Origin of the sequence: Arenibacter sp. P308M17, from assembly GCF_003426735.1 — a bacterium.
Lineage (GTDB): Bacteria > Bacteroidota > Bacteroidia > Flavobacteriales > Flavobacteriaceae > Arenibacter.
Genome location: NZ_QVON01000015.1, coordinates 20,696 through 38,480, shown reverse-complemented (window position 1 = coordinate 38,480; position 17,785 = coordinate 20,696). Strand labels below are relative to the sequence as shown.

The window sequence follows — 17,785 nt, the reverse complement described above, 5'->3', positions numbered from 1 at the left end:
TTTTTATACATTACATTGTTTTTTAAGATTGCATAAATTTAAGTAAAACGTATTTTGAACACGACAAAGCTTCCGACCGGTAGGGAGGATTCGTTCAACAACACCTATAGCAAATTGGGCATAATATGCTAAATTTATTGGCTTGGGAGTATTTACTAAGTCCGCCAAATCTTTTGGATTTGGCAATTAAAAAATGAAAATAATTACAAAACAAAAAGCTTTGGCTACGAGCGCAGACGGAAACGAAAAGTTTCCTTGCCTGCCCTACTTGCCATATACTAAACCGATGTGCTTCATGCCAAAATTCGTCCTGAAAGGGAATTTTTAGTAAATTTGAGAAAAAGAATTGAAATGGATATCGAAACATCAAAAATAGAGCTCGTCAAGATAATATTGAATATCGACAACGATAGATTTATTAAAAAAGTGACGGATTTTATAAATAATGAAAAATCGGATTTTTGGAACGAATTGAGCGCCAATGAACAAGCCGAGATTAAAAAAGGAATCGAACAGTTGGACAAGGGGAAAAAAGTATCTTTCAAGGATGTGATTAAAAAGATCTCTTAGTGGAGGTTTTTCTGTCCGAACTTGCCGAATCCAAACTTAAAAAGATTACACGCCATTTATTGGAGAACTGGAGCTACAAAGTCAAAATGGACTTTTTGGCCAAATTGACCAATAAAATCAAACAAATATCGATTCAACCCGAAAGTTGTACAAAATCGAACGAATTCGGAGGCATCTACAAATGTGTAGTTACAAAACAAACCACTTTTTTCTACCGAATTAATTTCAAAACAGAGGAAATAGAAATAATCACACTTTTCGATACAAGACAGGATCCCCAAAAAATTAAAAAGCAGTTGAAGAAATAATACGAAAGCACAACAATGGCTATAATTCAGTCCTGCCCCCTATCAAAAGATAAAATTAATTACTTTTAAACTGGCACTATTCCGATCCTGAAAATCCCAACGGATTTCCCGGACCGAAATCATAGCCTAAACGTTCTACACCATTTGAATCGAACTAAAATCCATACCACAAAAAAACTAGAAAAGTTGGTAAAGAAACTAATCTCGACCGACCAAAACCGCGATTCCGGAAAACTTGGAAAATGGAACGCAACGGTTTTCTACGTGGTCAGGAAAAAATGTTGGTTGCTCACAAACGGACCGACCAAATACAACGTAATACTGACAGACATAAAATCGGCGGACTTGAAAAACATTGAATCGATTTTTAAAGAATCGTTTTACGGACAGCTTATCTACGACGGAATTATAACGGACTTTAATAATGTGGACTCAATAATTGGTAAATTGGACTTCCTGCCCACCGATAACGACCGAATAACGACTGGATTTCAAAATCACAGATTGCAAGATTTGGATTGGTGGAAATACGAATTCGAGGACTTGGAAAATATGCCGATAAAAAATTTGACAAACAGAATAAATACAACTCCCATCCATATCGGGAAAGGACGAAAAATGTCGGATTACACGAATTCCATTAAAGAAATGGAAAAATTATTGACGGAATAAAAAACGGTGTAGAACACCGGTAACCGTTGCACAAGCCTGTAAAACGTAAAATTACCGACTCAAATAAGCCGCTCTAAGCGGTTTTTCTTTTTTTGATTACCTGGATTTAGACCAAATTCATATCTGCTAAAACGGATTTATCGACTGCTGTCAGTCTGTTTTTCAGTGTAAAAAACAAGTCGAGCATTCCTGCTCCGCTTTTTACTTGTTTTTGCGTGAATTTCAGATACTTTTTGAGGTTGTAGGCAATCGCAGCGAGGTGCATTACCTTGTTGGCCTGACCAATCCCTATGGTATTGATTTTTCTCAGCCCCATGAACTGGGTGAGGGTTCCAAAGACAGGTTCTACGGTGCTTTGCCGTTTGCCTTTCATAAAAGAACCCTGTGGGCTGCGGACCCTTGTATTGTTCCGCTCGTACTCTTCCCTGTAAGCTGTTATATTGATACGCTTTTCACGGCTCTTGCCTATGCATTGGATCTTTATCGGGCATCCCTAGCAATCGCTTCTCTTGGTAAAATAATTATCCCTTAAAGTGCCCTTTTCCAGCTTTTGTTTTCTAAAGATTACTTTTTTACTTTGGGGGCACAACCAATAGTTTCCCTCTTCTATATATGTAAATCCCTCTGGTCCGCCCTTATAGGTGCCATGGGGCGGGATAAAACTTTTAAGTCCCCTTTGTTCCAACAGTGCATAATTCTCCCCACTGCTATAGCCCGTATCCGCCACACAGTTTTCCCAAAGCAGACCCGATTCCCATAATCTGAGTTTGACCCGTTTTACGATGTCTGGTAGTTGTTGATTATCCTTCCCGTCCGCATGATAGGCTTTGATATCGGTGATCACATGGTTGGAGGTGTCCACGGTAAGTTGACTAAGGTAATTGAGCTTTCTGGCCTTGAAAGGCATTTTTTTGGTCTCTGAATACAAATAATCCAGTGGAAGAACGGTTTTTGATTGCCTATATTAATTGTTCTTGAAAACCCGAGCACTTAGTTGAAATAGGTTGAACAGCTTTTCTTGATATGTCTTTGTTCCTTGCATATATTAAGAAACAAAATCGCCCTCTTTTTATATTAAGCCAATATTAATTTTTCCTAACTTGTGCAACAGGCACAATGTACAACCGCAATTACGGCGGATTCGACTACGTCCGAATCCACCCTGAATTGCTAAAGTCGATTCAAAATTGAAAAATGAACGCATATAAAACAGTAATTTAAGGCCAAACGAAACACTTGGAGGTTATTGAATGAACGACACGGCAGATTATAAACCAATAATGGTAAAAATGGGCAAAATCATATTTGACAGTGGAATTTCTCTGGACGGCTTTTTTGCAGGAGACCACAGAGGTCCGGACAATCCAATGGGTGGCGTTTCAGGAAAACTGCACCAATGGATGTTTAAGCAAAAAGCATTTTGGAAACACATCAAAATGGAAGGTGGTGAAGAATACGGTGCGGACAGTAAATTAATTGATGATGTGTTTGAACGAACCGGCTCTTATATTATGGGAAAGCGAATGTTTGAAGAAGGGGAAGTCGTTTGGGCAGAAGATTTATACGAAGCGGACGTTTATGTGTTGACCCATGAAAAACGCGAACCCTGGTTCCAAAAGGGAACAACAACTTTTTATTTCATCAATGACGGAATAGAAAGTGCATTGGAAAAAGCAAAACAATCAGCTCAGGGAAAAGACATTAGAATTCAGGGTGGCGCCAATACTATTCAACAATTTCTCAATGCGGGGCTGGTGGATGAATTTTTCATACACCTCGCCCCAGTTTTTCTAGGAGGTGGAATCCGACTGTTTGACGGCATTGACAAAGACATATATGACATTCAAATTGCAGAAGTAATACCATCTGGGCTCACTACACACTTGAGATATAAATTGATAAAAAAATGAAAGAACCTGCTTCAGGGGTTTTAGCCAAGTTGAGCAATACGCTAGGTTATCATAAAAAAGAAACAATTCAGGAATTATCCGAATATTTGGAAAATGCAATTTTAAATCTGCTCGGTAGAGGAAAAGCGTCACTAGATGTTTTTGGAAAATCACTAATAGAAGAAGGGCCGACATTCAAACAGAATTATAAAATGAAATGAAATGGGAAAAGTAATTGCAGCACTCAATATGACACTTGACGGAATTTACGACCATACAGCGGGAATTCCAGATGAAGAAATACATCGGCATTATACAGCATTGTTGGGACAAGGATACGCAATTCTTTATGGTAGAACAACCTATCAACTTATGGAATTTTGGCGAACGTTTTTAGAAAATCCTTCCGAAGAAAAAACAATGAACGACTTTGCCTTGTCTCTTGACAAAATTCCAAAAATTGTTTTCTCCCGTACACTTAAAAGTATAAATTGGAAAAGTTCAACCATAGCACAACGCGGATTAAAAGATGAGGTTTTGGGATTGAAACAACAATCAGGCAAAGATATTTTTGTTGGCAGTCGCAGTCTAATTATTCAACTAATTAATCTTAACCTGATCGATGAATTCCAACTTTGTATTTATCCAATGGTGGAAGGAAAAGGTTCGACATTGTTTGAGGACATAAACGAAAGGATTATTTTTAAACTCCTTAAGACCAAAACCTTTACGGGAGGAGCTGTAATCCTGTATTATGAACCGAGAAAAGAATAACCACAAAACAATGAACCGTCAACAATGGCTGTCATGAAATAAACCATAACCATTGAGTAAGTTCTGTATAAAATAGAAAAGTAAGAATGAAAAAAAATGAATGCACCATCCGATCTTGAAATTTTCAGTACTAGAATTTTAAACTTTCCTTTAAAGAAAGTATACAAGGCCTTTGCTGATCCTTCCCTTCTTAAAAATTGGTGGGGACCAAATGGATTTACAAACACCATTCATGAATTTGACCTAAAACCGGGTGGAAAATGGATTTTGACTATGCATGGGCCTGAAAAAGGCAACTATGAGAATTCGTCCGTCTTTGAAATTATTAAGCCGAACGAGTTTATAAGTTGGAAAAGAATTTCGCAACCGTTATTCGATATGGAAATTGCCTTTGAAAAAATGGATGGTACTAAAACTCGAATTTCATTTCGAATGGTTTTCAAAACTGTTGAAGAATGCAACAAAATCCGACCTTACGCCTTACCAAAAAATGAAGAAAATTTCGATAGACTGGAAAAAGTAATTGAAAATATGTAAAGATTGAAAATATGTAAAGTAAAAAAACTCCCTATAATAGCGGAGTCTTAGCTTGGTCGGCACTAAAGGTACCAAAAAAAATTAAGGGTACCATACATAATGACCCTGCCATTTAAAATTCAACCCTAGACCCGACCCAAATTATGGAATAAGTGAACAACATGGTAGATTAGAACATAAAGTACCATCCATTGTTGGGTACCAATTCAAATAATAATTAATCTTCAAAAATAGATTGTATGCAAATACGTAAGGGTTTATATCAAACAGGGGGCGACCTTAACGGGTTGACCTTCGATTTGCAGGGAGCCTTGTGGAACGATGGAAATTCATATGTACTGAAAACGAAAACCGGATTGATCATGTTCGATTGTGGTTGCGGAGATACCCTAGACCAAATTTTTGCGAATATGAAATACTGGGGGCTAGACCCGGACGATATTAAATATTGTCTGCTTACGCACCCGCATTTAGATCATGCAGGGGCTGCCCATTTGCTTAAGAAAAGAGGGGTACAACTCATTGCCATCAAAGAAACCGCAGAGGCCATCTCTTCCGGAGACGAACGATGTGCGGGATATTTGTACCATAAATTATTCAATCCTGTGGAGGTGGATACGATTGTACGCAATGGCCAAACCTTAAATTTAATGGGTATAGATATTGAGGTTGGCCATTATCCCGGCCATTCCATGGGGTGCACTGCATTTTCATTCCAACATGAAAATATAAAGGTTACGGTAAGTGGTGACATTATTGGTACGCTAATGGTGGGTGATTTCGGATGGGACGGGTCCTTTGATTTTAATAAAAAAATTTACATGGAGACACTCCTAAGGTTCTCCAAATTAGATCCGGATATTATGCTCCCGGGACACGGGATGATCTATTTTCACAAACCCAAGTGGCGGGTGGAAAATGTCCTTAATAGTGCTTTGTCCCAATGGAGGTAACTTTACGTTCCCTATTGTAAAATCAACGAAATGGCTAAAGTAGGGTTGACAGGACACTAGACCACCATTTTATTATATTTATTGCGATACTCGATCGGTGTAAGCCCTGTAATCTTTTTAAAAAGGGTTCTGAATGCTTTTGTATCGCTATAACCAACATCAAACATTACTTCGTTCATGTTTTTTCTGCTATTCTCAAAACTTCTTTTGGCCGCCTCCACTTTTATACGCTGAATATATTCCAAAACAGTATTATTGGTAGCCAACTTAAATCTCCTTTCAAAACTACGCCTTCCCACCGCTACCAGTCCAGTCAGATCATCAATACTTATTTTATCTTGAAAATGCTGTTCAATATAATCCTGTGCCTTTAGAACAGCTTCGTCCGCATGATTTTTTTGACCTATAAACATGGCAAAAGTAGTTTGACTTTCCCGATCTATGTCTATGGCAAAATATTTTGATGCCAGTATTGCTGTTTCCCTATCGGTATACTTTTCTACCAAGTGCAACAATAGATTCCAATACGAATTGGCTCCACCACTGGAATAAATTCGGTGCTCCTCGGTGATTATATTTCCTTCTACTACTTCAACCTCGGGAAACATATCCCTAAACTCATTTTGAAATCCCCAATGCGTTGAACATTTTTTTCCATTGAGCAAACCAGTGGATGCCAACAGAAACGCTCCAACACATAATGAAGCCACTTCTGCCCCATTTCGATATTGTTCCTTTATCCAGGGCAATGCCTGTTTGTTGGCAGCAATGGCCGTTTTCATATCCCCGAACAAAGCAGGAATGACTATTAAATCTGTCTTCTTTACCTCTTTTAAAAGTTGTGAAGTGTGAATGGAAAACAAACCATCATTAATTTCCACCTGCCTTTTCAACCCAACCAATTGCACATGGAACAAGGGCTCCTTACCAGCTACCGTCAAAAATTGATTTACTGTGGTAAGCAAATATTGTGGGTCCGCTATGGCCTGCATTACAGCGTTTTCAGGAACAAGAATACTTACATTCATCAATACATTGTTTATTTCTATAAATGTAAAAACAATATTGTCGCAATGCACCCTGTTGTTGTCATTTTTACACATTTCATATATTGAAATGCCATTGCATCTTTGTAGTATTAATAATCATTTAAAATTCGATACTATGAATAGTAATAATGTAAAGCTGCACAGAGTATTGGCAGCACCAGTTGAAAAAGTATTTAAAGCTTTTACCGATGCGGATGCAATGGCATCATGGCTACCACCTTATGGCTTTGTATGTAAGGTACATAGTATGGATGTAAAAATTGGAGGGACCTATAAAATGTCCTTTACAAACTTCTCAACGGGAAACGGCCATTCTTTTGGGGGAGAATATTTGGAAATCGTTGCTAACGAATCCATTAAATACACTGACCAATTTGATGATCCAAATTTACCTGGAAAAATGATTACGACAGTTCAAATGAAAACGGTCATCTGCGGTACCGAAATTAACATTGTGCAAGAAGGGATTCCCGATGCCATCCCTGTTGAAATGTGTTATTTGGGTTGGCAAGAATCATTGGATAAACTAAAAAGGTTGGTGGAACCAAATATACCCGACGCCTAAAACCCTTGCCCTGATGCCTGGGCAGGCATATCCCGATTGTAGTTGGGAAAGATCCCAATTTAAAGATGTAACTGTTAAAAACCTCTCGCCTGCACTCGGGGGAACATAGACTTTAAATTGATGAATAGACCATCAGTTATTTGAATTTTACCCTAAGTTTGAACCCACCTTAAATAAGAAAAAAAATGAGCCACGTAGCAATTTATTTAAATTTTCAAGGCAATACGGAAAAGGCCTTTAATTATTACAAATCCGTTTTTGGAACAACATATTCGGCACCTATGATGTATATAAAGGATTTACCTCCAAATCCCGAGGCCCCTAAATTTTCGGAAGCAGATTTGAATTGTGTAATGCATGTTGCATTACCTATTATTGGAGGTACGGAATTGATGGGAACGGATATGTTGGAATCAATGGGACAAAAGCTGGTTGTTGGAAATAATACTACCATTAGCCTGCAATTGGATTCCAAGGAGGAAGCCGATAATTTGTACAAGGCATTATCCGAAGGTGGTAGTGATAAAGCTCCCATGAGAGATGAATTTTGGGGATACTGGGGGTGTTGTTTGGATCAATTTGGTATCCGGTGGATGTTTAATGTAATGAATGATTCAATTGCCAAATAACAGATGAAAAAAATTAATATTAAAAAGCTAATAAATGCTTAAGTGAAAATGACCTTTATTCATCCCTACCTCACCTTTAATGGGAATTGCCGGGAAGCAATGACCTTTTACCTAGAATGTTTGGGGGGCAAACTTATTTTTCAAACAATAGGAGGGTCACCACTTTCCAAGAAAATGCCAAAAAAAATGAAGGATTGCATATTGCATGCTACCCTTACGAAAGAAACTATGGTTTTACAAGGCTCGGACATTGTTCCACAAATAGGTCTCATAAAAGGAAATGCCGTTTCCCTTTCCTTGGATTGCAGTTGCGAAGAGGAAATAAAAAAAGTTTATGCCAAACTTTCAGAGGAGGGTGAGGCAGACCACCCACTCGAATACACTTTTTGGGGATCACTATTTGGTACCCTTACGGACAAGTATGGAAATCATTGGATGTTAAATTTCAACAAAAATTCTAAGAATTAAATATTAATCAAACTTTCAATTAATTTCTGATGTAAAACAATTACAAAAATTAAACCTATGGGAAAAGATAAAATATTTTATTGGTCGGCGACATTAATCATCGCTTTATTTGAAGGAGTAATGCCTGCATTAACTTCACAAACGGAATTGGCCAAAGAAGGGATAAGGCATTTGGGCTATCCGGAATATTTTGGAAACGCATTGGTCGTTTTTAAAGTTTTGGGCGTTTTGGTATTGGTAATTCCCCAAATTCCCAAGCGGGTAAAGGAATGGGCCTATGCCGGCTTTGCTTTCGACTTTATCTTTGCAAGCATAAGTCACGCCGTAGTGGACGGAATAAATTTTCAAACCTTCTTTCCTTTAATTATTTTGGTTATTTTAATGGTATCCTATTTTTACTATCATAAGCTAAACCCTTCAAAAAATTAAATAAACCACTCCTACTATGAAATTACAAACCTAACGGCAAAGGCAGGGATTTTGGAACGGAATGGATGATAAGTTGGCAGTAAACCGTATACCTTAATCTATATGCAGAGGACAAAAATGTGATTTTACTGCATACTGCCTATAACCTATTGCCAACGGTGGACTACTAAAATTTATAGAAGAAACTAATCCAGATACCCATTGGGAGCAGGCCCGCTAGCCGGCAAAGACAGGATTTTAACCTTTAATTTGACAATTAAAAATTTATAGATTATGGCACTTATCAATCCCTACATCAATTTCAACGGCAATGCCGAAGAAGCATTTCTTTTCTATAGATCGGTTTTTGGTGGAGAGTTCGCAAAAGTAATGCGCTTCAAAGACCTGTCCAATGCTGACTATCCTGTAGCTGAAAATGAGGCGAACAAAATCATGCATATTGCCTTGCCTATTGGTGAAAACATTTTAATGGCCAATGATGTTCCTCAAAGCCTGGGACGCGTAAGCGAGAACGAAAACAGATCCAAAATTTCCATTAGCGCGGAAAGCCGTGAAGAAGCCAACAAATTATTTAACGGACTTTCTGCAGGCGGCACTATTGAAATGCCGATTGGCGACAGTCCGTGGGGTTCTTATTTTGGCATGTTTAGGGACAAATATGGTATTGAATGGATGGTAGATTACGACCCAAAATATAAAGGAAAAATAACGGCCGGCTAACAACAATCTATCCTATAAGGTATTAGGAGCTCATCTATGAAGATGACGGTGAGGGTTGACTATGACCTTGCCCCTCATATTTTAAATTCGGTTTTTATTTGTTAAATTAGGGGCTTAACCACCTTACTTTCATTTCATAAAATTCGTGGTTTCGATCCGATAAGGGGTATATGAACCATAATGAAATGGTTATAACCATATATAATTAACTGTTTATAAAAATTGCCAGTAAGTAAAACAAGTATAGTTGAAATAGAATGAAAACAACGGCCAAACACAATGAGCGAATAGCAAAAATGACTTTTTCATCCGTATATCCCCATTATATTACAAAAATTGAGAAAAAAGGCAGGACCAAGGAAGAGTTACATCAGGTGATTAAATGGCTGACCGGATTTGATGACAGAAAACTTTCCGAACTCATCGATGAAAAAGTGACTTTTGAAACCTTCTTCAAAAAAGCAGAGCTTAATCCTAATGCCAAACTTATAACGGGGGTAATTTGTGGTTACCGAATAGAGGATATCGAAAATACCTTAACCCGGCAAGTAAGGTATTTGGACAAGTTGGTGGACGAACTGGCGAAAGGCAAAAAGATGGAAAAGATTTTGAGATATGCATAGGTAATACATACACTGTTCTATGTGTTTTTAACCGTTCAATTCCCCAGCCAATTATCGAACCAATGGAAGGCATCGGTTTGCATTTGAATATCGAACTTATGGCCTCCATCATAGAATTTTCCACTATACCTTTCAGGGTGGCCCGCTTTTGAAAAGATATCCGCTAGTATATTATCTGCTTTTTTCATTTCGGTCAAAGTGTAAAGTTCGTCATGATTATTGCTCTGCACCATGGTAGGAAGTGGTACGCGCAGCCCTAAAATTTCGGGAAAATCCAAATAATTTGCCAAACCTGGAGCATAGGTCATCCAAGTGTGGGTGTAAGACTTATTCAATAAAAAGTCTTTCCAGGTAGTCATAAACCCTACACATACGGCACATTTAATACGAGTATCCATCCCCCCCAAAAAAACAGTACGCAGCCCACCGCCCGAGAGTCCGCCGCAACCTATGCGATCCGGGTCAACGTCCTTTCTTGCACTCAGAATATCCAAAGCAATACGGTCTTCGGCCAATACCATACCTGTGTATGAGGTGCCAGCGGACAAAAGGGATTTGGCCATAAGGTGTTCATGATGGCCTGCCCATGCATTATAATCCTCTATGTTCTTGATATCTTCTGGATATTCATCAGTACGTCCCTCTACTTTTAATGGGCCCCAGTCAATACCGTCCATATCTTCATAGAAAATCCGACGGCTAGCAAAGGAAAAGGCGTCATGTACCAAAACTGCATAGCCTCTTTTGGCTATTTCATTCGCCCATGCCCTACCTTCATAATCGCTATTTTGGTGCACTTCAACTAGCGGGTGCTGGGTATCCGAAGTCTTGGTTATCTTTCTTTTGCCGAAGTACTTTTTACCCGCATGGTCGTGCAAGGCCAAAATAGCGGGCAACTTGCCTTGACTGTTTTCGGGTTTTAAAAAAATAGCCTCAACAGGTCTTCCGTAGGGCAATTTCCATTCCAGTTCCTCTATTTCAAGTCCATCGTAGATATATTTCTTTTTAAGGGTAATTACAATAGTCTCTTTTATCAAAGGCGCGGCTATCTGTTCTTCGGCCTTGGCATATGCACTTGGTTTCCAATCTTCAATTATGGACCAATGGTCGTTCCTAAATGACAACTTGGGCGGATCTTTCATTTGCGAAGCCAACCAAGGGCCGTACTGGCCTATTAGACTTTTGGGTTTGTCTGCATTCATAACGATAAGTTTTGAGGTTGGTAACATGTTCTTGAATGTCGCGGTCATTGTTCCTGGTATAAGCGGAATGGCCACGGTAGCCAGCGCTGTCTTGGATAGGAAGGCCCTTCTGGAATCTTGGATTTCGGCATCCGAACTTTTGACTTTTTTCATGTTATAAGATAATTATCGGGACATTTAAAGATACTATTTGTTTCTGATTATTCCTTACTGTTGATTTTAAGTAGTGAATCTTTAAATGGAATAATTTCAAAAATAGGGAAGTGCTAAGAAAGTTCTTTTGCTTAATAGAAAGAGCATTATTCTATTATGTGAAACCCCTAAATGGTTCAACACACTTATTATCAATGCACAAAGCCATTTTTCAACATGATATCATTAAAATTTCCAAAAAACATTAAAAAAGTAAATTATTGCACGAATTTTTTTAATCTTTATCAAAAGAAAACGAATTACGAATAATGACCTTGGATTACCCCTCTGTACTGTTCTTTTTAGCCTTGAACAATTTGTTCATCATAGCATTGTTCATCTATCAATATTTTTTTCACCACAAGCAATGGTCCATATTGCTAATTGCCCTTGGTATTGGGTTTCAAACATTAACCATTGTCCTGTATGCCAACAGGGATATCCTATCACCTTTGCTTACTCTTCGTTTAAATAATTTTCTTTTGATTTCCTGTTTTGCATTAACCTCTTTCGGGCTTGTTTCTTTTGATGGTAAAATGCGAAAAAATCTATTATGGTTTTTCATCATATTCGGTGTTCTATTTTATTCCGCCATTTTGCTAGTGGAAGAAAAAAACATTACCCTTAGCATAATACGTATACTTTCCTGTCCATTTTTCTATGGAATAGGTGCCTATTATCTATTTGTAAATAAGAACAAGTACAAATTTTCCATACTTTTAAGTGGTGTACTTTTGCTTTATTCCATATTCCAGCTCTTTCGTGCCTATAATATTTACCAAATGGGCGAGCCTTATGTTTTCCTAAAGAATTCCACCTTCAATAATTGGTTTTTAATTATCTCTATCCTATTTATTAGTGCTATAAGTATAGGTTTTATAATGCTTCTAAAAGAAGTTGATCAAAAAACAATCCTTAGAAAAAATTTAATAATCGAACAGGATAAACGTAAACTTGGGGCGTTAAACCAAACCCAAAATAAATTGTTTTCTATTATAGCGCACGATTTAAGAAGTCCGTTCAACAACATATTATGCCTTACAGAACTTCTCTCGGAAAAGGTGATTGCCACTGACAATTCCGAATCCAAGGAGTTTGTGGGTTTAATAAATTCAACGGCTAAAAACACCCTCAGTTTGCTGGACAACTTATTGCATTGGGCAAAGTCGCAAACCGGAGAACTAGTTTTCGTCCCAAGGAAAACAAATCTTTCAAAAGTAATATTGCATATAATCGCACTTAAAATGTCGCAGGCAAAAGCTAAAAACATTTCCTTACATTTTTCCCCAACTTATGAAATAGAATTGGATACGGATGAAAACATTTTAGGAACCATTTTACGAAATTTAATTTCGAATGCCATAAAATTCACCAACCCTGGGGGACATATAGAGGTACGAGCTGCTTCAGATCAACACCAAGTGGAAATATGCATCTCCGACAATGGCGTCGGTATGGACGAAAAAACCATTCATGAAATTTTCGATTTATCCACTTCTGTAAGCATGCCGGGCACTGCGGACGAAAATGGTTCCGGCTTGGGCCTGGTTCTTTGCAGGGAATTTGCTGAAAAACTTGGTGGACATCTTTGGGTGGAAAGCGAAATAGGTAAAGGGAGTAATTTCAAATTTACGCTGCCTTTGCATATTCCAATACCGGAATTGGCAAAAATTGCTTAGTAGTTTGTCCTAAGCATGTATTTTATCTGCCTCAACCAAACCCCTCTGCACCAAAAGTATTTACTGACTTCAAAGGTAGGGCACATGGCTTATGGATTATGGCTTATGGCTTATGGCTTATGGCTTATGGCTTATGGCTTATGGCTTATGGCTTATGGCAAATAAATTATGACAGACATCGAATACCACTTAAAAATAATATCACTTCCTTAATTTTGACTTTCTTTTTTAAAAGGATAACAAAAGAGTATCCACTAAAATAGCAATTAGGCAATACTGACCTATATAATTTCCAACTGAATGAATTAGTGTTATTTTTACCATTATGCCCACTAAATACTTATAAAAAACATCTTAATGGCAGATTTTACCCCGAAGAATGCTGAGGAAGAAAGATTGGCAGTTCCGGACACTTACAAAAATTGGAAAAAATGGGGTCCATATTTAGCGGAAAGACAATGGGGCACCGTTCGGGAAGATTATAGCGAACATGGACATGCATGGGATTTTATAGGCCATGAAAAAGCACGTAGCAATGCCTATAGATGGGGAGAAGAAGGTATAGGGGGCTTTTGCGACTCCAGAGAGATACTTTGTCTTGCCCCTGCCTTTTGGAACGGTAAGGATCCCATTCTAAAGGAACGCCTTTTTGGCCTTACCAATAATCAGGGCAATCACGGCGAAGATGTTAAGGAACTTTATTTTCATCAGATATCCACCCCTACCCATTCCTACTGCAAATACCTGTATAAGTATCCACATAAAAAATTTCCATATCAAGATTTGATCAATAACAATATCCGTAGCCGGGAAGATATGGAATATGAGTTATTGGATACCAACTCTTTTGATAAAAATGCCTATTTCGACTGTTATATTGAATATACCAAAGCTGATGTGGAAGATATTCTCATGAAAATCACGGTGGTCAATAGAGGAAATAGAAAAGCTAGGATACATGTACTTCCCCACCTCTGGTTCAGAAACTTTTGGAAGCACAACAAGCGTTTTGGTCGCCCAAGCATCAAATCCTTAACTGATAACTGTATACAATCCAGAAGTATTAGAAATGGAAGACATTATTTTTACCATGAAAATGGCAAGCAGTTGTTCTGTGAAAATGAGACCAACAACAAACGTATTTACAATGTTGCCAATGAGGTGGATTATGTTAAGGACGGCATCAACGACCATGTGGTAAATGGCAAGTCGACCGTTAATCCAGCAAAAATAGGGTCGAAATCGGCAGTATGGTATAAGTTTAAGCTAAAGGCAGGGGAAGAAAGGAGCATTAGAATACGACTTAGCAAAAAAAAACTGGAGAATCCCTGGTCCGATTTTGATGCCGTATTTAATCAAAGAATTAAGGAAAGTGAGGATTTTTATAGCAATATCCTGAAGAGCGATCTGCCAAAAGCCCATCAATCCATTGCAAAAAGTGCCTTCTCCGGTTTGTTATGGACCAAACAGTTCTATTACTACGATGTTTTCAAATGGCTTTTTGGAGGCCCTGGGGAACCTAAGCCATTCCGCGCGGCGGCCCGAAATTTCAACTGGCAGCACCTTACCAACAGGCATGTGATATCTATGCCCGACAAATGGGAGTATCCATGGTATGCCGCCTGGGACCTTGCCTTTCATATGGTTTCCTTTGTAGAAATAGACCCCTATTTTGCCAAGGAACAATTATTGTTGGTATTGCGGGAGAATTATATGCATCCCAACGGACAGATACCGGCCTACGAGTGGAATTTTAGTGATGTGAACCCCCCTGTACATTCCTGGGCGGTTTGGAACGTATATGAGAAGGACAAATTCCGGACCGGTAACGGGGACACCAAGTTTTTGGAGCATGCGTTCCAAAAATTACTTATCAATTTTACGTGGTGGGTGAACCAAAAAGATAAACACGGTACGGATCTATTTGAGGGCGGATTTTTGGGGCTGGACAACATTGGGGTCTTTGATCGTAACCATATGCCGCAAGGGGTCAGCAGAATGCAACAGGCCGATGCCACAAGTTGGATGGCCATGTTTACGGTAAATATGCTACGTATGTCTCTGGAATTGGCAAAGACCAATAAAGTATATGAAGAATCCGCCGCCAAATTCTTTAGGCACTTCTTAAATATTGCCTGGGCCATGCACCATATAGGGACAAAGGATATTTCGCTATGGGATGATGGGGATGATTTTTATTACGATGTTGTAGAACTTTCCAATGGTACTACAAACCGACTTAAGGTAAGGTCTTTAGTGGGTATTATTCCCCTATTTGCCGTTGAGATCATTCATAAAGACCTCTTTGAACAATTGAAGGAATTTAAAATAAGGGCTGCCGAAATTGTTAGGACCAGGCCAGATCTGGCTTCCCTGATCTCCAATATTGAAGAGGCCAACAAAGATGGCAACTATCTGTTTTCTATCATGAGGGCCTATAGACTGGAGAAACTTTTGATACGGCTCTTGGATGAAGATGAGTTTCTATCCGATTACGGGATTCGTTCCCTTTCAAAATACCATAAGGACCATCCTTTTGTATTTTCACATAACGGGCATTATACCATTCATTACGAACCTGGGGAAAGTAGGTCCAATATGTTCGGGGGAAACTCCAATTGGAGGGGTCCCATTTGGATGCCGCTGAACTATATGATTATTCAATCTTTACGGAAATACTATACCTTCTACGGACCTACCTATCAATATGAATTCCCAACGGGATCCGGAAAAAAATTAAACCTAAATGAAATTGCCAACCAGCTTACCAAAAGATTGGTAAAACTGTTTGAAGCCAATTCCGAAGGCAAATTCCAATATCATGCGGATGACAGAAATAAACTTTTCGCCCAGGATGAACACTTTAAGAACCAACATCTATTTTATGAATTTTTTGATGGTGACAACGGCAAGGGGCTGGGGGCTTCGCATCAAACGGGATGGACGGCCCTAATTGCCAATCTCATAATGGAGATGGAAGAATCCGACCAATAGGATGCAAATTCCATAGGTTGCTATTTTACCCCTAATAATTAGGGACTAAAATCCCAACCTTTTTTATTATCTTTCTAAAATGGTAGGAAACCAATACCCATTTCCACCTTATTGCAACTGGCGCAAACGCTGTCATCGCTAATGGCTAATGGCTAATGGCTAATAGCTAATAGCTAATAGCTAATAGCTAAAATACAAACCGACCAAAAAATATGAAAACAATTTTTTCTATTTCCCTCTCGTGCTTCCTCCTTTTTAGCGTTTGTTCAAGTGCACAACCCCGCCAAGAACTGGTAGAGATCATGGTAAGCCCAAACCACACTGACTGGACCTATTCCCTTGGGGAACAGGCCGAATTTTCAATTTCGGTTTTTAAGAACAATGTTCCTTTGGACGGCATTGAAATTGAATATACCATTCAACCCGATCCAGGGTATCGGACCATAAAGATTTGGGATGAGGGCACACGAACCCTCAAAAATAATTCCACCCAAATAAAGGCCAAGAAATTCACCGAGCCGGGGTTTCTACGTTGTACGGTAAAAGTTAAGGTAGAGGGAAAGGAGTATTCATCATATACCACAGTGGGCTTTGCTCCGGACCAAATACGACCCACTACCACCTTACCCAAGGATTTTGAACTTTTTTGGAAAAAAAATCGGGAAGAACTGAATCAAGTGCCCATGAACGCGGTACTGACTTTGATGCCCGAACGCTGCACGGACAAGGTGGATGTTTATCACGTTAAGTTGGATAATATTAATGGAAAAATCTACGGCATTCTTACCAAACCAAAAAAGGTAGGTAAATACCCTGCTATTCTACATGTTCCAGGGGCGGGAATTAGGCCCTATTATGGGGAAATTGACGAGGCTGCGGAAGGTTTCATCTCCTTTACCATTGGGATTCACGGCATTCCCGTAAACTTGGACCAAAGTGTTTACGATGATCTTGCCAAGGGGGCCTTGAACGGTTACCAGGCATTTAATCTGGATGATAGGGACAATGCCTACTACCGCCGCGTATACCTAGGTTGTATTAGGGCGGTCGATTTTATAGAAAGTGTGGAGGGATTTAACGGCGAAGATATTGCCGTTACCGGTGGGAGCCAAGGCGGCGCCCTTTCCATTGTAACGGCCGGTCTGGATGATAGAATTGATTATTTGGCCGCCTTTTATCCTGCCCTTTCCGATATGACCGGATTTTTACATGGCCGCGCCGGGGGTTGGCCGCAGATTTTCGTGGACGAATTTACCAATAAACCCGAGAAAATAGAAATTTCAAAATATTATGATGTTGTCAACTTTGCACGATTTGTAAAAGCACCGGGCTGGTACAGTTGGGGCTACAACGACAATGTGTGCCCTCCGGCTTCCACCTATTCTGCCTATAATGTATTGACAGCACCAAAGGAGTTGCATCTTTTCCAAAAAACACAACATTGGACCTATCCCGAACAGCAGGAATTGAAAAAAGAATGGCTATTCTCAAAACTTAGGAAATAAGTTAAGGGCAATCCCAAATATTATGGT

The 17,785-nt window shown here is 39.0% G+C and carries 21 protein-coding genes; 17 read left to right on the top strand and 4 right to left on the bottom strand.

From position 1 onward, the window contains the following. Window positions 1-351: 351 nt before the first annotated feature. The 3 genes from D0S24_RS20755 to D0S24_RS20745 all read left to right on the top strand — a co-directional run bounded on the left by D0S24_RS20755 (window position 352) and on the right by D0S24_RS20745 (window position 1,550). Window positions 352-570 (top strand): hypothetical protein, encoded by a 219-nt coding sequence (locus tag D0S24_RS20755; RefSeq protein WP_117021770.1) that lies wholly within the window; start codon window positions 352-354, stop codon window positions 568-570. Further along, window positions 570-878, top strand: a complete 309-nt coding sequence (locus D0S24_RS20750; RefSeq protein ID WP_117021765.1) for a type II toxin-antitoxin system RelE/ParE family toxin — start codon at window positions 570-572, stop codon at window positions 876-878. Before D0S24_RS20755 ends, D0S24_RS20750 begins: the two co-directional genes overlap by 1 nt. A gap of 144 nt (window positions 879-1,022) precedes the next feature. Then, window positions 1,023-1,550 (top strand): DUF6933 domain-containing protein, encoded by a 528-nt coding sequence (locus tag D0S24_RS20745; protein WP_117021764.1) that lies wholly within the window; start codon window positions 1,023-1,025, stop codon window positions 1,548-1,550. A 106-nt stretch (window positions 1,551-1,656) separates the two neighbouring features. On the opposite strand, the gene D0S24_RS21405 is transcribed toward D0S24_RS20745, so the two are convergent. Together D0S24_RS21405 and D0S24_RS20735 are read right to left on the bottom strand one after the other, a co-directional pair. Continuing rightward, window positions 1,657-1,989 carry a transposase gene (locus tag D0S24_RS21405; protein WP_251795853.1) on the bottom strand — a complete coding sequence of 111 codons (333 nt, stop codon included), beginning with the start codon at window positions 1,987-1,989 and terminating at the stop codon, window positions 1,657-1,659. A gap of 54 nt (window positions 1,990-2,043) precedes the next feature. Then, window positions 2,044-2,457: a transposase gene (locus tag D0S24_RS20735; protein ID WP_117021763.1), complete on the bottom strand. Its 414-nt coding sequence runs from the start codon at window positions 2,455-2,457 to the stop codon at window positions 2,044-2,046. A gap of 382 nt (window positions 2,458-2,839) precedes the next feature. On the opposite strand from D0S24_RS20735, the gene D0S24_RS20730 reads away from it, so the two are divergent. The 5 genes from D0S24_RS20730 to D0S24_RS20710 all read left to right on the top strand — a co-directional run bounded on the left by D0S24_RS20730 (window position 2,840) and on the right by D0S24_RS20710 (window position 5,703). Then, window positions 2,840-3,460 carry a dihydrofolate reductase family protein gene (locus D0S24_RS20730; protein WP_117021769.1) on the top strand — a complete coding sequence of 207 codons (621 nt, stop codon included), beginning with the start codon at window positions 2,840-2,842 and terminating at the stop codon, window positions 3,458-3,460. After that, window positions 3,457-3,660, top strand: a complete 204-nt coding sequence (locus D0S24_RS20725; protein WP_117021762.1) for a hypothetical protein — start codon at window positions 3,457-3,459, stop codon at window positions 3,658-3,660. Before D0S24_RS20730 ends, D0S24_RS20725 begins: the two co-directional genes overlap by 4 nt. A gap of 1 nt (window position 3,661) precedes the next feature. After that, on the top strand, window positions 3,662-4,213 hold the full coding sequence (locus tag D0S24_RS20720; protein WP_117021761.1) for a dihydrofolate reductase family protein: 552 nt from the start codon (window positions 3,662-3,664) through the stop codon (window positions 4,211-4,213). A 96-nt stretch (window positions 4,214-4,309) separates the two neighbouring features. Continuing rightward, complete coding sequence (locus tag D0S24_RS20715) at window positions 4,310-4,750, top strand: SRPBCC family protein (RefSeq protein ID WP_117021760.1); 441 nt, start codon at window positions 4,310-4,312, stop codon at window positions 4,748-4,750. Window positions 4,751-4,989: 239 nt separating this feature from the next. Next, on the top strand, window positions 4,990-5,703 hold the full coding sequence (locus D0S24_RS20710; RefSeq protein WP_117021759.1) for an MBL fold metallo-hydrolase: 714 nt from the start codon (window positions 4,990-4,992) through the stop codon (window positions 5,701-5,703). Between the two features lie 56 nt (window positions 5,704-5,759). On the opposite strand, the gene D0S24_RS20705 is transcribed toward D0S24_RS20710, so the two are convergent. Continuing rightward, window positions 5,760-6,806: a GlxA family transcriptional regulator gene (locus D0S24_RS20705; RefSeq protein WP_220377800.1), complete on the bottom strand. Its 1,047-nt coding sequence runs from the start codon at window positions 6,804-6,806 to the stop codon at window positions 5,760-5,762. Between the two features lie 61 nt (window positions 6,807-6,867). Here D0S24_RS20705 and D0S24_RS20700 point away from each other — a divergent pair, with 61 nt between their 5' ends. The 6 genes from D0S24_RS20700 (at window position 6,868) to D0S24_RS20675 (ending at window position 10,186) form a co-directional block, all read left to right on the top strand. Continuing rightward, the gene (locus tag D0S24_RS20700; protein WP_117021758.1) at window positions 6,868-7,317 is read left to right on the top strand and encodes an SRPBCC family protein; all 450 of its coding nucleotides are present in this window, start codon (window positions 6,868-6,870) and stop codon (window positions 7,315-7,317) included. 185 nt (window positions 7,318-7,502) lie between these two features. Next, window positions 7,503-7,946 carry a VOC family protein gene (locus tag D0S24_RS20695; protein ID WP_117021757.1) on the top strand — a complete coding sequence of 148 codons (444 nt, stop codon included), beginning with the start codon at window positions 7,503-7,505 and terminating at the stop codon, window positions 7,944-7,946. Between the two features lie 48 nt (window positions 7,947-7,994). Next, window positions 7,995-8,414 carry a VOC family protein gene (locus tag D0S24_RS20690; protein ID WP_117021756.1) on the top strand — a complete coding sequence of 140 codons (420 nt, stop codon included), beginning with the start codon at window positions 7,995-7,997 and terminating at the stop codon, window positions 8,412-8,414. A gap of 57 nt (window positions 8,415-8,471) precedes the next feature. Then, a complete protein-coding gene (locus D0S24_RS20685) occupies window positions 8,472-8,843 on the top strand; it encodes a DoxX family protein (RefSeq protein WP_117021755.1) in 372 nt (123 codons plus the stop codon). 273 nt (window positions 8,844-9,116) lie between these two features. After that, window positions 9,117-9,563, top strand: a complete 447-nt coding sequence (locus D0S24_RS20680; RefSeq protein WP_117021754.1) for a VOC family protein — start codon at window positions 9,117-9,119, stop codon at window positions 9,561-9,563. Between the two features lie 257 nt (window positions 9,564-9,820). Further along, a complete protein-coding gene (locus D0S24_RS20675; RefSeq protein WP_117021753.1) occupies window positions 9,821-10,186 on the top strand; it encodes a DUF2200 domain-containing protein in 366 nt (121 codons plus the stop codon). A gap of 35 nt (window positions 10,187-10,221) precedes the next feature. Here D0S24_RS20675 and D0S24_RS20670 read toward each other — a convergent pair whose 3' ends face one another. Then, window positions 10,222-11,541 (bottom strand): prolyl oligopeptidase family serine peptidase, encoded by a 1,320-nt coding sequence (locus tag D0S24_RS20670; RefSeq protein WP_181938157.1) that lies wholly within the window; start codon window positions 11,539-11,541, stop codon window positions 10,222-10,224. Between the two features lie 308 nt (window positions 11,542-11,849). On the opposite strand from D0S24_RS20670, the gene D0S24_RS20665 reads away from it, so the two are divergent. The 3 genes from D0S24_RS20665 to D0S24_RS20655 all read left to right on the top strand — a co-directional run bounded on the left by D0S24_RS20665 (window position 11,850) and on the right by D0S24_RS20655 (window position 17,758). Next, the gene (locus D0S24_RS20665; protein ID WP_117021752.1) at window positions 11,850-13,259 is read left to right on the top strand and encodes a sensor histidine kinase KdpD; all 1,410 of its coding nucleotides are present in this window, start codon (window positions 11,850-11,852) and stop codon (window positions 13,257-13,259) included. A gap of 357 nt (window positions 13,260-13,616) precedes the next feature. Continuing rightward, the gene (locus D0S24_RS20660) at window positions 13,617-16,253 is read left to right on the top strand and encodes an MGH1-like glycoside hydrolase domain-containing protein (protein ID WP_117021751.1); all 2,637 of its coding nucleotides are present in this window, start codon (window positions 13,617-13,619) and stop codon (window positions 16,251-16,253) included. Window positions 16,254-16,465: 212 nt separating this feature from the next. Further along, the gene (locus D0S24_RS20655; protein ID WP_117021750.1) at window positions 16,466-17,758 is read left to right on the top strand and encodes an acetylxylan esterase; all 1,293 of its coding nucleotides are present in this window, start codon (window positions 16,466-16,468) and stop codon (window positions 17,756-17,758) included. The last annotated feature ends 27 nt before the right edge of the window (window positions 17,759-17,785 follow it).